The organism is Pseudomonas sp. 1L-B-1-E-C1, assembly GCF_057291835.1.
The window spans coordinates 82,088-97,945 of the sequence record NZ_JBXAWN010000009.1; the positions used below are offsets into that span (position 1 = coordinate 82,088).

The 15,858-nt window shown below is 56.5% G+C and carries 10 protein-coding genes; 6 read left to right on the forward strand and 4 right to left on the reverse strand.

Annotation, left to right across the window (positions count from 1 at the left end):
• Positions 1 to 34: 34 nt before the first annotated feature.
• The 4 genes from AC0Z4S_RS16810 to AC0Z4S_RS16825 are packed head-to-tail and all read right to left on the reverse strand — an operon-like array spanning position 35 to position 6,139.
• On the reverse strand, positions 35 to 1,249 hold the full coding sequence (locus tag AC0Z4S_RS16810) for a hybrid sensor histidine kinase/response regulator (protein ID WP_253502163.1): 1,215 nt from the start codon (positions 1,247 to 1,249) through the stop codon (positions 35 to 37).
• On the reverse strand, positions 1,243 to 1,836 hold the full coding sequence (locus tag AC0Z4S_RS16815; RefSeq protein ID WP_485623816.1) for a chemotaxis protein CheB: 594 nt from the start codon (positions 1,834 to 1,836) through the stop codon (positions 1,243 to 1,245). The genes AC0Z4S_RS16810 and AC0Z4S_RS16815 overlap by 7 nt, the downstream gene beginning before the upstream one ends.
• Positions 1,833 to 2,666, reverse strand: a complete 834-nt coding sequence (locus AC0Z4S_RS16820; RefSeq protein ID WP_253502168.1) for a CheR family methyltransferase — start codon at positions 2,664 to 2,666, stop codon at positions 1,833 to 1,835. Before AC0Z4S_RS16820 ends, AC0Z4S_RS16815 begins: the two co-directional genes overlap by 4 nt.
• Positions 2,666 to 6,139: a response regulator gene (locus AC0Z4S_RS16825; protein ID WP_485623817.1), complete on the reverse strand. Its 3,474-nt coding sequence runs from the start codon at positions 6,137 to 6,139 to the stop codon at positions 2,666 to 2,668. Before AC0Z4S_RS16825 ends, AC0Z4S_RS16820 begins: the two co-directional genes overlap by 1 nt.
• Before the next feature lie 264 nt (positions 6,140 to 6,403).
• On the opposite strand from AC0Z4S_RS16825, the gene AC0Z4S_RS16830 reads away from it, so the two are divergent.
• The 6 genes from AC0Z4S_RS16830 to AC0Z4S_RS16855 all read left to right on the forward strand — a co-directional run bounded on the left by AC0Z4S_RS16830 (position 6,404) and on the right by AC0Z4S_RS16855 (position 15,778).
• Positions 6,404 to 6,787: a response regulator gene (locus tag AC0Z4S_RS16830; RefSeq protein ID WP_485623818.1), complete on the forward strand. Its 384-nt coding sequence runs from the start codon at positions 6,404 to 6,406 to the stop codon at positions 6,785 to 6,787.
• A 135-nt stretch (positions 6,788 to 6,922) separates the two neighbouring features.
• Entirely contained in the window at positions 6,923 to 10,759 is a 3,837-nt protein-coding gene (locus AC0Z4S_RS16835; RefSeq protein WP_485623819.1) for a M35 family metalloendopeptidase, read from the forward strand.
• 101 nt (positions 10,760 to 10,860) lie between these two features.
• Complete coding sequence (locus AC0Z4S_RS16840) at positions 10,861 to 12,156, forward strand: glycosyltransferase (RefSeq protein ID WP_485623820.1); 1,296 nt, start codon at positions 10,861 to 10,863, stop codon at positions 12,154 to 12,156.
• 133 nt (positions 12,157 to 12,289) lie between these two features.
• Entirely contained in the window at positions 12,290 to 13,147 is an 858-nt protein-coding gene (locus AC0Z4S_RS16845; protein ID WP_485623821.1) for a phosphatidylinositol-specific phospholipase C domain-containing protein, read from the forward strand.
• Positions 13,148 to 13,221: 74 nt separating this feature from the next.
• Positions 13,222 to 14,127, forward strand: a complete 906-nt coding sequence (locus AC0Z4S_RS16850; RefSeq protein WP_485623822.1) for a helix-turn-helix domain-containing protein — start codon at positions 13,222 to 13,224, stop codon at positions 14,125 to 14,127.
• A gap of 340 nt (positions 14,128 to 14,467) precedes the next feature.
• Entirely contained in the window at positions 14,468 to 15,778 is a 1,311-nt protein-coding gene (locus tag AC0Z4S_RS16855; protein WP_485623823.1) for an ABC transporter substrate-binding protein, read from the forward strand.
• Positions 15,779 to 15,858: the final 80 nt, after the last annotated feature.

The following is a 15,858-nucleotide window of genomic DNA, read 5'->3' on the forward strand; positions in this document are numbered from 1 at the left end:
TGTTCGGTCAATAGCTGCTGATACGACCGTGTGGTCACTCAGAGGTTGCGTCGGATATGCCGTTTTCCTGGATCGGCAGACAAACGCGAAACAGGGCGCCCTCGTTGATTTCACTCTCGACGACGATGGAGCCGCCATGGGCGGCGACGATCTGCTCGGAAATGAACAGACCCAGCCCGAGCCCGGCCACCACCGTCTTGGCGGACACCCGTTCGAACTGCTGAAAAATACGCTTCTGGTTCTCGGCACTGATACCAATGCCATGGTCCTGGACCTCGACGCGAGCCTCGTCCCCTTCGCGATAGACGCGCACCTGGATCGGGCTGCGACCACCGTAACGCAAGGCGTTGGTCAACAGATTGGACACCACTTGCTCGATGCGGAACTCGTCCCAGCAACCTTCGACCGGCGCGGCCGCCTCAAAGGAAACACTGGTTTCCGCCGCTTCCATTTGCGGGGCAAAGTTGTGCAGCAGATTGCTCACCAGTTGCACCAGATCGAAACGACTCGGGCGGATCGAGAGTTTGCCGGTGCGGATCCGCGACACGTCGAGCATGTCCTCGATCAGGCGAATCAGGCTTTTGATCTGACGCTCATCGCGATCGACCATCGCCTGCATCTTGTCGAGGGTGAACGCCGAGGCGTTGTCCCGGGCCAGGTGCATCTTGCGCAGCTGGGTTTCGAGAATCAGGCCATTGAGCGGCGTGCGTACTTCGTGGGCAACGATGGACATGAAGTCATCGCGCATGCGCACCGCTTGCTCGAGCTCAAGCTGAGTGCTTTGCAGCTGTTGCAACAGCGCTTCCTGCTCGCGTCGGGCCTGCTCCAGCGCCTCGACCTGCTGCTTCATGGCCTTGCTCTGGCGATACAGATCGACGAAAACGTTGACCTTGCTCTTCACCGCGTGGATATCCAGCGGCTTGTGCAGGAAATCCACCGCACCGCTTTCGTAGCCTTTGAACGCGTAGTTCAACTCACGGCCGGCGGCGCTGACGAAGATGATCGGGATGTTCTTGGTCTTCTCGGTGCCACGCATCAACTCGGCCAGCTCGAAACCGTTCATGCCGGGCATCTGCACATCGAGAATCGCCATGGCGAATTCATGTTGCAGCAGCAGCGACAGTGCTTCGTCCGCCGACAAAGCCTTGTAGACCGTGCGATCCTCGCGCTTGATCAGCGCTTCCAGCGCCAGCAGGTTTTCTGGCAGATCGTCGACGATCAACAGTTTGGCTTGGATATTACTCAGCATGCGATTCGTTCCAGCTCGACTAGCAGACGGCCGATGCCGTGAATGGGTAGGACATGATCCGGCTGCAGAACGTTCAGTGCAGCCTGGGGCATGGTGGCGACTTGTGCATCCTCGGGATCTTGAACAATGGTCAGGCCGCCGCAGCGCTTGACGCAGGCCAACCCGCGCGCGCCATCCTGATTGGCGCCAGTCAGCAGTATGGCGGCGAGTGTCGGGCCGTAAACGTCGGCGGCGGACTCGAACAGGTAATCGATTGAGGGACGCGAATGGTGCACGCGGTCCTCGAGACTCAGCGACAGGCTGCGATCCGCTTCGATCGACAAGTGATAACCCGGCGTGGCGAAGTACACAGTTCCGGCGTCGATATCCTGCTTGTCTTCGGCTTCTCTGACCGGCGTCGCCAGGCGCCGGGAAAACACTTCAGCCAGATGACTGCGGCGCTCTTCCGGCAGATGCAGGACGATGATAATCGGCAACACATAGCCTTTGCGCAACGGCCCGAGCAGGGTCAGCAACGCCTCGACGCCGCCTGCAGAGGCGCCGATCACGACAGCCTCGATGCGAGGCAGGCTCGGAGTGTCGTTCATGATTTGCGGTAGATCCGTTCTTGTTTGACCAACGGCTCGAACTGGCTCGAGTAGTTGGAAAAATCCAGGGTTTCCTTGCTGCCCAGCACCAGAAAGCCGCGATGGGAAAGGGACTCATGGAACAGCCCGAACGCCCGGTCCTGGAGCTTCTTGTTGAAGTAGATCAGCACATTGCGGCAGGAGATCAACTGGGTCTCGGAGAACACGCTGTCGGTGGCCAGGCTGTGGTCGGCGAACGTCACGTTCTCGCACAGGCTCTTGTCGAAAATAGCGTAGCCATAGGCCGCCGTGTAGTAGTCGGCAAACGAACGCTGGCCGCCCGCCTGCTGGTAGTTGGCGGTGTAGGCGCGGACATTTTCCATGGAGAAAATCCCTTGCTTGGCCTTCTCCAGCGAACGGGGATTGATATCGGTGGCGTAGATGATCGTGCGGTCGAGCAGGCCTTCTTCACGCAGCAGGATCGCCATCGAATAGACCTCCTCGCCCGTGCTGCAGCCGGCAATCCAGATTTTCAGCGACGGATAGGTGCGCAGCAGCGGCACCACTTCGTTGCGGATCGCCAGAAAGTGCGACGGATCGCGGAACATCTCGCTGACCGGGATCGTCAGCAGTTGCAGCAGTTGCATGAACGCCGTCGGGTCGTGCAGGACTTTTTCCTGCAGGGCCGAGATGGTCGCGCATTCGAACTGACTCAGCGCGTGCTGCACCCGACGCTTGATCGAAGCGCCGGAGTAGTCGCGAAAGTCATAGCTGTATTTCAGGTAAATCGCCTCGATCAACAAGCGTAATTCGATTTCGCTGTTACGTTCGGCCGGACTGCTGCGTTCCACTAGATGCGTTCCATTTTCGGTAACCACACACGTATCAGCGAGAACAGACGATCCAGGTCGATGGGCTTGGCCAGGTAATCGTTGGCGCCTGCCTGCAGGCAGCGTTCCTGATCGTCCTTCATGGCCTTGGCCGTCACCGCGATGATCGGCAGCTTGCGCCAGCGCGGATCCTTGCGGATTTCCATGGTGGCTTCGAAGCCATCCATTTCCGGCATCATCACGTCCATCAACACCAGATCGATGTCTTCCACTTCGTGCAGTTTCTCAATCGCTTCGCGGCCATTACGGCCGATCACCACGACTGCGCCTTTGTGTTCCAGCGCGCTGGTCAGGGCGAAGATATTGCGTACATCGTCGTCCACCAGCAGCACTTTGCGACCCTCGAAGACCTTGTCGCGGCTGCGCGCGGTCTTGAGCATCTTCTGCCGTTCATGGGACAGCTGCGATTCGACTTTGTGCAGAAAGAGTGTGACCTCGTCCAGCAGTCGCTCCGGCGAGCGCGCGCCCTTGATGATGATCGAGCGCGAATACTTGCGCAGCTCGGCCTCTTCGTCGCGAGTCAGGTTGCGGCCGGTATAGACGATGACCGGCGGGAACGAGCAGATGTCCTCGGTGGACATGCGCTTGAGCAGATCGTTGCCGAGCATGTCTGGCAGCTTGAGGTCGATGACCATGCAGTCGTAGATCGTTGTACGCAACAGTTCCAGTGCGTCCTGCGCCAGACCAACGGCGGTGATTTCGATGTCCTCGTCGCCGATCAGCCGCGCGATGCTTTCGCGTTGCAGATCGTCGTCCTCGACCAGCAGCACGCGTTTGACCTTTTGTGTCAGCTTGGCTTCCAGACGGGCGAACACGTCCTTGAGCTCTTCGCGGGTGGTCGGTTTCACTGCGTAGCCGATGGCGCCCATGTGCATGGCCGCTTCGACACGGTCCTCGACGGAAATCACATGCACCGGGATGTGCCGGGTTTCGGCACGCTCTTTGAGGCGCTGCAGCACGGTCAGACCGGAGTGGTCCGGCAGGCGCATGTCGAGCAGGATCGCATCCGGCAGGAACTCACGGGCAAGGTCATAACCTTCGTCGGCGCCGTGGGCAACCAGACACATGTAACCCAACTCATGGGCCAGGTCATACAGGATACGGGCGAAGTTCGGCTCGTCCTCCACTACCAGAATGCAGCGAGTAGCGAATGGCGCTTTATCGCGGTCATCGGCAAAGCGCGGGATGACCGCTGGAATCGCTGATGCCACCGGTGCCGCAACGGCGACTGGCGCAGGCGCGGAAGGTGCCGGGTGAAAGGTCAGTGGCGCAGCAGGCGTATCACCGAACTCGTGATACTGGCGCGGCAACACCAACGTGAACGTACTGCCCTGCCCCGGTACGCTGTCGACACTGATCGATCCGCCCAGCAACGTCGCCAGATCTCGCGAGATCGACAGGCCAAGGCCGGTGCCGCCGTATTTGCGGTTGGTGGTGCCATCCGCTTGGCGAAACGCCTCGAAAATACTTTCCTGCTGGTCGGCGGCGATGCCGATCCCGGAATCCTTGACGATGAAGGCAATGTGATCGTCCGGCTGCGCGGTGATGGTCAGGCTGACGGCGCCGTGCTCGGTAAACTTGATCGCGTTGGAAAGCAGGTTTTTGATGACCTGCTCAAGACGCTGGCGATCGGTGAAGAGCACGCCGGGGGCGTCCGGCTGCACCTCAACGCTGAACGCCAGATGCTTGTCCGCCGCCAGCGGTTCGAACATTGAACGCAACCCGTCGATCAGCCGCTCGACGCGGGTGTTTTCTGCGATCACTTCGAGCTTGCCGGCTTCGACCTTGGAAATGTCGAGAATATCGTTGATGAGATTCAACAGATCGTTACCCGCCGAGTAGATCGACTCGGCGAATTTGACCTGTTCCGTCGACAGATTCTGCTGCGGGTTTTCCGCCAGCAATTTGGCCAGAATCAGTGAACTGTTCAGCGGCGTGCGCAGCTCATGGGACATGTTGGCAAGGAATTCGGACTTGTACTTGCTCGAGCGCTGCAATTCCTCTGCGCGCTCTTCGAGCTGAATCTGCGCCTGATTCAGCTCGGTATTTTTCTTGTCCATCGCATCGCGCTGTTCGGCCAGCTGCTCGTTGGTCTGCTCCAGCTCCACTTGCTGGGTTTCCAGATGCGCCTGGGATTCCTTGAGAATCCGCGACTGCTCTTCCAGCTCTTCGTTGGCGGTCTTCAGCTCTTCCTGCTGCACTTGCAGCTCTTCATTGAGCTGCTGGGTTTCGGCGAGCACTTCCTGCAAGCGCTGACGGTAGCGCGCCGCTTCGATGGACGTGCCAATGTTGCCGGCGATCAACTCCAACAACTCGATGTCGCGCTCGGACAGGGGCCGCAGGAAACCCAGTTCAATCACGCCGTTGACCCGGTCGTCATCGCTGGTCGGCACCACCAGCACACTGTGCGGCAGGCCTGCACCGAGACCAGAGCTGACTTTGAAGTAATCGGCCGGAACCGAATCGAGACGAATCAGCCGCGCCTGCTCTGCCACTTGGCCGACGATGCCTTCGCCGCTGTAAATCGTTTGATTGAGCTCTTCCTGCTCGCGTGAGAAGCCATAAGTCGCCACGCGCTTGAGACCACCATGTTCCTCGCGCACATAAAGCGCAGCGACGGCAGTGCCCAGGTATTGCGCGCAGAATTGCAGGATATTGCGCCCGAGCAGGTTTAGCGTCAGTTGCCCCAGAACCTGCTCGGCCAGTTGTGTCTGACCGTTACGCAGCCAGGCCTGCTTCTCCAGACGCTCGGCGCTGGCCTGTTGCGCGGCCAGATTGGCGCTGTAATTGGTTGACAGATTGAGCAGGTCACGCCGCCCGATATACGCCAGCAAACCGCTGATACCAACGATGAAGATCAGGTACAGCGTGATGCTCCAGATCGTGGTGCGGCGTACGTCTTCGTTGCGCGTGGCGCGCAGCACTTGCTCGGTCTCGATGACGTCTTCGAACTGCTTGCGGATTTCATCGGTCAGGCGCTTGCCCCGCCCGGCCTTGACCGCGCCGCGATAATCGCCGCTGCTGCGCTGCAGATCGATCATCGACTGCGCGTAGTTGGCCCACTCCACCTGCAACGCCTGCAAACGACGCAGGCGATCGGTCTGCACCGGATTGTCGGCGGTCAGCTCCAGCAATGTATTCAATGCCACAGCGATGCGCGGCTTGGCGGTTTCATACGGATCGAGGAAGTGCTCGTCACCGCTGAGCAGATAGCCGCGCATGCCGGTTTCCAGGTCGACGGTGAGTTTCACCGCCTCATTGGCGTTATTGATCACCCGGTCGGTGTGCTCGACCCATTGGATGACCGACAGCAAATAAGTGATCAGCGAGACGAAGAACACGGCGCTGAGGACGCCGACGCCCAGCGGCAGACTGACGTTGCGACTCAGGAGTTTACGAAACCGTTGTTCATCAACCGAGGACGGAGAGGACATGGGGCAGCCTTGTCGAACTGTTGAAAACCCGAGAGTTTGCCCCAAAACCCTGGCATGGATCCATTTTTCTCACACAAATGATGGCATTTTCCTACGCACGCCTGCGCATCGGACGACGCCAACGGTTATCCTTGCGCACCGCACCGGCCTGTTCTTTTTTGTGTCAGGCCGGGAACTTGTGGCTGTGCGCCACTTACTCATGCAAGAGTCCGGTAATTTCTATCGTCCGGTATCCCCCCGATTTCATTTTTTGAGAGTCCCGCCATGTCTGCCAATGCCTCCACTATCCTTGTCGTAGAAGATGACGCCATCGTGCGCATGCTTATTGTGGATGTGCTGGAGGAGCTGGAATACGCTGTGTTGGAGGCTGAAGACGGCGACAAGGCCCTCGAGATTCTCGCAGCCCCTGATCAGCCGATCGATTTGATGATGACCGACCACGGCCTGCCTGGCATGGATGGTCGCGAACTCGCTAAACGGGCCCGTGAGCTACGCCCTTCGTTGCCCATCCTTTTTGCCAGCGGTTACGCCGAGAATATTGACGTGCCCGCCGACATGGATGTCATCGGCAAGCCATTTTCTATCGATCAACTTCGCGACAAAGTAAAAGCCATAATTACTAACAACCCATCACCCATAAAAAGTTAAAGACCCTCTTCCAGCCTCGATACAAAAACAATAACTTTCGAGCAACTGAAAAACTCACTCACACATACCCTGTTGATAACCGCCCATTTAGAAAAGAGGATAAGCCTAACTTACAAACCAACAGCAAGTGAACACATGAACATCGAACGCTCAAACTCTTCGACCCACCGCAACTTATCCAAACTCCCATATGCCCTCGGCCTCCAACACGATCACACCCCGAGTGATAATCGTGAGCGAGAAGAAGCCATTTATAAACTCAGACAGCTCGCAAAGGATTACGCCCCTTCGCAAACCATTACTTTGGTCGGTGCGAAACTTTCTCTGGAGCCGGGATCGTCCTTGGAAGATGCCCTGCTCCCAGGTATGCAACTACTGCAAAAGATGTCCGAACAGGCCTCCTTCAGAAAGATGCTGGGCGCATTACAATTGTCCGAACGCTCTGTCTTCGAGGTAACGGCTGAAGGGGAAATGAATGCAGTAAGCTGGAACAACAGCATTGGCCTGGCAAACGCTTTCGTTCTTGCGCCGGATTTGAAAGAAGACCTGCAGACACTGATTGAAATGGCAGAGTTGACCGGTGGCAAGATTTCCAACACCGATCAGATTGATTTAGCGCAATGGCTGAAATTCCATGGCTATTTGATTCCGCGCAACGCCGCAGAAACTTCCCGCCTGGTGGCATTCATGGCTGCCACGCCCGATCCGGGTCCGGTGTTTGGTAACTACCGGGAAATGATAAAGGCCGGCGAAGGCAACACAGCCACGCTGTCCGCCGCTCAACGCGGCGAGCTTCGCAAACTGATTGTCAGCTACCTGAAAGGTCAGTCCTTACTGGAACATTTGTCGGAACGTATCAAGGGCGAAGGGTCAGTACCGTTCACACGCTCCGAAGCCGAGAGCGTCATTGACCAACTGGTCTCCAGCCCGATCGCCGCTCATTGGGCGGACGCTTTCGTTCGAGATCTGGGATGGTATGGCGCGCAGCCGGATCAGCCCCTGTCGGCAACGGCACGCAAACAGATAATCCTGACCTCCATGCTGCTCGATCTTCATTCGCAAGTCGGTGAGCACGAGCCACGCAATCACGTGGCCGGCTTCGATTTATATGCGGCCGAGCATCTGGAAAAATCCTTCGCAGAGGTTCAAACCAGGTTCGAAAGTCACCTCATCGCCCATCATCGTGTGAGCCAACGCAATGTCGCACTGGCCGCTCACCTGTTACTGGCAGAGCCCGCGCCAGAGTTTCTGGTCAAAGATCTGCCTGCCACGCTGTTACTGGGCACGCCGCAGTGCGTCGAACACTGCAGAGTTGTGACGGTGTATGAAATCATCGCGCCAGGTTCGACCCGCTCGATGACTTATGCGCAACTGCAACAACTTTCGACACTGCAACCGGCAACTGAATCGCGCAAGAAACTCGACGCTCTGGCAGCAGTAGATCCTGTAATCGATTGGGCAGTGCTGAATAAAATCGTCTCGCCTGCAGATGTCGAGAAATCAGTCCCTGAGGCACTGAAAGTCGCCACCCAAGCCTATGTGCAGCATGCCAGAACCCTTGCCGCCAACGCTGAAACGTTGACGCGTCCATTGCCGACGCGCAAAAGCGTTGCACTGGAAATTCTCAAGCAGGTGGCGAAGGGCTGCACTTATCTTGAAAAAGACGTCCTGCAACAAGTACGCAATACTCCGCTGGAGGATGCTTATGGTTCGCTGCGTCTGTCACCCGTTGAACTGCACATGTCCAACGATCTTGCGACCGGCGACTGGGACCTGAAAAAAGCAGAAAGTATTTATCAAGCCTTTCCCGGCCTGCTGCGTAAGCTGGTTTCTCCAGACGGTGAATTTCATCGTCAATTCAATCAGGCCTATGTCGTGCACATGCAGGCCATGCATACGCATCTGAAACAGGCCTTCTCTTTCCTGCCACTGCCTGATCGCTCTCGTTTGCTCAAAGGCAAGGTGACGATGTTCACCGTGAGACCTTCGGTCGCGAAACTTCAAACGATCACGAACTTGCCCGCGAATCCCATCGCCTCGGTAATTGACTCGATCGTCAAGACGAATGGGCGCAAACCCACCGAAAGTCACAAAGAAATAGACCACGCCAAGGGCCGCTACGGAGTGGTGATCTATTGCGAGTTCGAAGGCCGGGGTTCGTGTTACGAGTTATTCACTTTGCAGGGCGTTTGTCGTGAAAACACTGAACTGGCAGCGCTTATCCAGCATAACAAGCTATCCGAGACCGTGGTTCGTCCGGCTGGGATGAACTACTCTGCGCCCGCTCCAGTACATCAATTACCTACCGATATCGAATGCTACACCCATGGTGTAACGCCCGGCCTCTCCAATGTCAGTGAGGGTGTAATCGACAAAATCGGTGAGTTGTCCGCTGCCCCGCCGGCGCAGGTCAATGGGTATTATCAAAGTTTCTACTCGACGGAGTTCGATCGCCTGGTGAACTTCGTACTCAAGCACCGGCCTGTAGCGACTTACGATGAGTTGGTCAAAGAGTGCTGGGGCCAGACCCGGCTTGAAGCCCTGCGGATCAAACGGGACCAGGATCTGGACACCTTCCTCAACGTTGTCGTGCCGTTCAAATCCTGCATCGAAGATCTGACTTCCGATGATGTAGAACGACAAATTCAGGGGGGTGCGGCATGCACCCTGGAAGCGGCAATGACCGTTCTGTTAGTGGTCGGTGCGATTGCGAAAGTTGCCAGCGTGGTTGCCTCGAGCATGAGTGCTGCCACGAAGGCCGGCAAAATCGCTTCGACAGGCATTGGACTGGTCAGCAGCCTGGTCAACCCCCTGGACGGGGCAACCGATGTGCTGATCAAAGGTGCGAAATTTGCGCGTAAAGGCTGGCACAGCGGTGTGGCTGCACTTGAAGGCGCCCTTCACGATGCCCGCAAATGGACTGCAAAACCGTCCTACCACGTACTCTCCGCGGCGATCGATACAGACCCCATCCGCTTGGGCTCCCGGCAATATGCGCAAAACGCCACCGACCTGTTCCAGGTATGGGGCATACGCCGCACTGATGAGTGGTACGCGGTGAATCGGTTGGGTGAACCGTGGGGACCCCGGTTGAAAAACCTGAAACTGGTCAACTTTCTTCGCAATCCTCTCAAGCGAGCAAAGCCGTTCAGTTATACCCGGGGATATCTGAAAAAAGCGATTCCGCACGCCAAAAGAAAAATCGACAACACCATCCAGCTCATTTCGGAGGCTCAGAACGACGACGTCAGATCCGTCATCAAACATGTATTCGGTAGCAATTCGAATGAGGCGATCGAGCACATCACCAAAAATTTGCGGAGCATGCGCAAAGATCTCGACTCGGTCACACTGGATAACATGATCTTTCGGCCACCGGGTACCGATGCCCTCGCCGCTTTACAGCCTGAAGCCTATAAACGCTGGCAAACAGCTGTGCGATCAAATACAAAACTGGACGTCAACAACAGAACTTTCCTGGTTATGTACCCTGACAACCTGGATGAATACTACGAGGTAGTAAAGTATGACGATGCGCGGATGGGCGATGTTATCGTGCATGAAATATCTCATGGTGCACCCGACACACTTGACTTCTACTACGGTGAAACATTCAAAAAAGCCGCTCCGGCGGAATACAACGCTGTCGGATTGCTGGAGTTCGCCAGAAATCCACGCAAGGCACATCCCAAGAATCTGGCAAATCCACACCACCAACAAGCCATCCTGAAATACTTCGAGGAGTTTGAGTCAACATTTGCGAGCCATCAAAAAATAGTGCAAGAACACCCGGCACTGTTAAATGCCGACTCTTATACATTGGCGGTTGCCTTGATTGATCAATACCAGACCAGCCCGGTCACTTTTAAATTCAACCTTTCGGTTATCGACAACTCGATCAAGAACACCGCTGCCGGTGAGTTTCTTGCAGGCCCGCTTCTGCTCAGTCTGGCTAAACCGGCTTTTGGATGAAGGTTTGAGGCTGCACTGTTGACGAGAGGGGCGCAGACAACCATCACTGTGGTTTAATTGCGCCCTTTTTTGTGCCCGCTCACTGCTCAGGATCGCCGTTCATGACTCAGTCTCCAGCCACCAAAGTCCTGGTCATCGGTTACGTCTGGCCCGAGCCGCGCTCCTCGGCGGCGAGCGGGCATGTCATGCAGATCCTCGACGCGTTCCTGACGCAAGGCTGGGACATCACCTTCAGCAGCCCGGCGAGCCCGGGCGAACACATGGCAGATCTCAGCGCACTGGGCATTCGCCAGGTCCCGATTGAACTCAACAACAGCAGTTTTGACACCTTCATCCGCGCACTGGCGCCGGATATCGTGCTGTTTGACCAGTTCATGATGGAAGAGCAGTTTGGCTGGCGTGTGGAAAAACACTGCCCAAACGCACTGCGCATGCTGGAAACCTCCGATCTGCAGAGCCTGCGCCATGCCCGTCATCAACGGCTCAAGGACCGCCTTAAGGTCAATGAAGATCAGAACGATTTCAGTGATCTGTTTACCACGTCGGCCTTGCGCGAAGAATTCGAGAGAATGGCGGACACCGACCTGGCCAAACGGGAAATCGCGGCGCTCTACCGCTGCGATCTCAACCTGATCATCTCCGACGAGGAAATCGATTTGCTGGTCGAGCAGTTTGGCCTGCCGGATGCGTTACTGCACTGGTGCCCGCTGATGGTTGATCAGCCAACCGCCGCGCCGCCCGGCTACGCCGAGCGGGCGCACTTTCTCAGCATTGGCAACTTCCGTCATGCGCCCAACTGGGACGCTGTGTTATGGCTGAAAACAACGATATGGCCGTTGATCAGGGCGCAACTGCCAACGGCTCAATTACACCTCTATGGCGCTTACACCCCACCCAAAGCCACGGCATTGCATAACGCAGCGCAAGGCTTTCATATCATGAACCGGGCTGAAGACGCGTTGCAGGTGATGTCAGCGGCTCGCGTCTGTCTCGCCCCTCTGCGTTTCGGTGCCGGCATCAAAGGAAAACTGGTCGACGCCATGCTGTCCGGCACGCCCAGCGTGACCACGCCTGTCGGCGCCGAAGGGATGCAGGGCGACCATCCGTGGCCGGGGGCGGTGGTCAATACCGCTCATGATTTCGCCTCGCATGCGGTCGACCTGTACAACGATCAGGCGCGGTGGCAACAAGCACAATACTTGGGTTGCGAATTGCTCGGGCAGCGCTATAAGCGTGCTGATCACGCTGCCGCTCTCATCGAGCGAATCAACGCTTGTCGACAACAATTGCCACAACTTAGAAGAAATAACTTTACCGGCAGCATGTTGCGCCATCACACACTAAAAAGCACACAATACATGGCACAGTGGATTGAAGAGAAAAACCGCACCAAATAACAACCCCGTTATAACGACCACTAACAACTTGCATTACTCTTGATATTGGCAACCCGAAAACTTCACTCTATAAACAACCTGCAGCGCCAATATATATTGGCGTACACCAACTTAATTAACGCAGGTTACTTTCATGAACACTCAATTTAGTACATCTCAATGGATGACGGCGACGCCAGGCATTGATGTTTTGTCTCTGATGGAACTGTCCCTGCCGGGCACGCATAATGCCGGGAGCGACTGGAAAGCCTCTTATCCTCTATTCGGTGCGCCGCGTCATTGGATCGCATGCCAACACGATTCGTTTTATCACCAGCTCCACCATGGCGCCAGAGCGCTGGACATTCGCTTCATTTACGAGCCAGAGGCGGAGGGGCTGGGCAAGTTCCGAGTGCACCATGGCGGCTCTCGTAATTCTCGAACACTTGCCCATCTGGTGACGGACGTGACTGACTTCCTCATTAAAAATCCTGATGAGTTCATTGTGCTCGACTTTCACTCGCTCGACGGGAACGACTTCGATTATGCCTACTTTAATCAAATGATCAGTCACTTTCTGGGTGAGCGCATTATTCCCCGCCAGAACCGGTACATGACTCTGGCGCAATTGAAAAACATCAGCCCGAAACAGAGGATACTGGTTGCGGCAGAGTCCGACAGGGCCCTTGACGGCAACGTGTTCATTGACCGGGTCGTGCACAAATGGAGTGGCCAAACCTTCATCGACACTACGGAGTTGGGCCAATTCATCGGAGAGGTAATGGAAAATCCACCGTCCAAGTGGGGACTATGGTCATTGTCTGCAACCAGTTACACCGCATTGATAGGACCTAAAGATATTCACACCGAACTTGATAAGTGGTTCGACCCAAACACAAGTGATTGGGCGCAGCGGTGCAACATCATTAATGTGGATTTCATTGAAGAATCGCGAATTGTTGATTTTTGCCACACGGCCAATTTGAACAAGGCGCGCCAGCGCTCTGCCTGATCCAAAGGCGTGCTGGCGCAGAACACGGCAAACGGGGCATGATCTTGTGCAGCGAACAGGAAAAGCGCCCAGTCATGACCCGAACCGCCCGCGTGACCGACCCTTCATACGAATTGATGGATGACCATAACGGGTTATCCATCATCTACCGGCAGCACGGCTTCCCCTGCCCGCTGGTACGTTGGCATTTCCATAAGGAATACGAACTGCACCTGATCGTGGCCAGTTCCGGCAAAGTATTCATCGGCGACTACATTGGCAACTTCTATCCGGAAACCCTGTTTCTGACCGGGCCGAACCTGCCGCACAACTGGATCAGCCAGGTGGCCGAAGATGAAGTGGTCGAAAAACGCGACATGCTGGTCAACTTCACCGACGAATTGTTCGAGAGCGGGCACCAGGTTTTCGCTGAACTCAAATCCCTGGCGCCACTGCTTGAGCGCGCGCAGTACGGCATCGAGTTCCGCTGCAAACGTACAATCCGTCAGGCGATGACGCTGATGCAGCGCATCGCCGACAGCAAGGGCATCACGCGCCTGGGGCACTTTTTCATTCTGATGGAGTTACTGGCCGCCAGCGATGATTTCCAATTGTTGTCCGGCGCCACCACTCCACAGCTGGCCGACGAGCACAATATCGATCGCACCAACCGCGCTGTCGATTACATCTTCGCCCACTACGCTCGCGACATTTCGCTGGAGGAAGTGGCAGAGCATCTGGGAATGACGCCGACCTATTTCAGTCGGGTGTTCAAACAGGCCACCGGGCGCAACTTCATCGAGTTCGTCAATCGTCTGCGCATCAGCAAATCCTGTGAGTTGTTGGCCGATGGCGATAAACCGGTCACCGAGGTGTGTTTCGAGTCGGGCTTCAACAATATTTCCAACTTCAATCGACGCTTTCAGCAACTCAAGGGCATGACGCCGTCGCACTATCGGCGGCTCGCGGTGCAGCGTCTGACTGAACAAAACCATTCCTGACACCATCATTCCCTTGTGGGAGCGAGCTTGCTCGCGAATGGCGTAGTGTCAGCCCACTCAGATAACGCTGACACACCGATTCGCGAGCAAGCTCGCTCCCACAAGTGCTCATTTCAAATCAAAACCTGTACGCATCCGACAGAACATGTCCGCTGCGTGCCCCTTCCCTGCGCTCAACCAATCAAACCTCAGTGCAAAAAAGTATCAACAAAAGTGCTAGGGATGATTTGTCAGCCCTTCGATTGAAGGCTGTAATCAGCGCAGATTCTTCCTGCATTCGGAAGACACAAAAACAATAACTGTCCTTCTGCCCCGACGGGTGCCAGAAAAGGAGTGCACGATGCAACCCACTGCAAAAGCTCTGCTCGCTCTCACCTGCATGACCCTCAGCAGCGTCAGCCTTGGCGCCCAGACCCTGACCATCGCCACCGTCAACAACAGCGACATGATCCGCATGCAAAAACTCTCGAAGACTTTCGAGACCGAGCACCCGGACATCAAGCTCAATTGGGTGGTGCTGGAAGAAAACGTCCTGCGTCAGCGCCTGACCACCGACATCGCCACCCAGGGCGGACAGTTCGACGTGTTGACCATCGGCATGTACGAAGCGGCACTCTGGGGCGGCAAGGGTTGGCTGGAGCCAATGAAAGACCTGCCGGCCAATTATGCCCTCGACGATGTGTTCCCATCGGTGCGCGAAGGCCTGTCGATAAAGGGTTCGCTGTACGCCCTGCCGTTCTACGCGGAGAGTTCGATTACCTATTACCGCACCGATTTGTTCAAACAAGCCGGGCTGACCATGCCGGAGCGTCCGACCTGGGAAGAGATCGCCGGTTTCGCTGAAAAACTCACCGACAAAGACAAAGAGCAATACGGCATCTGCCTGCGCGGCAAGGCCGGTTGGGGCGAGAACATGGCGCTGGTCACCACGGTCGCCAACGCCTACGGCGCGCGCTGGTTCGATGAGCAGTGGAAACCGGAATTCAGCGGACCGGAATGGAAAAACGCGCTGAATTTCTACGTCAACACCATGAAGAAATCCGGCCCGCCAGGGGCGTCGAGCAACGGCTTCAACGAAAACCTCGCATTGTTCAACAGCGGCAAGTGCGCGATCTGGGTCGATGCCAGCGTCGCCGGTTCGTTCGTCACCGACAAGACCCAGAGCAAGGTCGCCGAGCACGTCGGCTTCACCTTCGCACCGCATCAGGTCACCGACAAAGGCTCGGCGTGGCTGTATTCGTGGGCGCTGGCGATTCCGACCAGCTCCAAGGCCAAAGACGCAGCAAAAACCTTCAGCGCCTGGGCCACTTCTAAAGAATACGGCGAACTGGTTGCCAAGACCGACGGCATCGCCAACGTGCCACCGGGCACCCGCGCTTCGACCTACAGCGACGCGTACATGAGCGCCGCGCCGTTTGCCAAGGTGACGCTGGAATCGCTGAAGGCCGCCGACCCGAGCAAACCGACGCTCAAACCGGTGCCGTACATTGGCATTCAACTGGTGACCATTCCTGAATTCCAGGCCGTGGGCACCCAGGTCGGCAAGCTGTTCTCGGCCGCGCTGATCGGCCAGACCACGGTGGATCAGGCGCTGGCAGCGGCGCAGCAGACCACGGAACGTGAGATGAAGCGCGCGGGTTATCCGAAGTAACCGCCGAACGACTTGCTCCTGCCTCTGTGGGAGCGAGCCTGCTCGCGAAGGCGTCGTGTCAGCCAACACACATGACACTG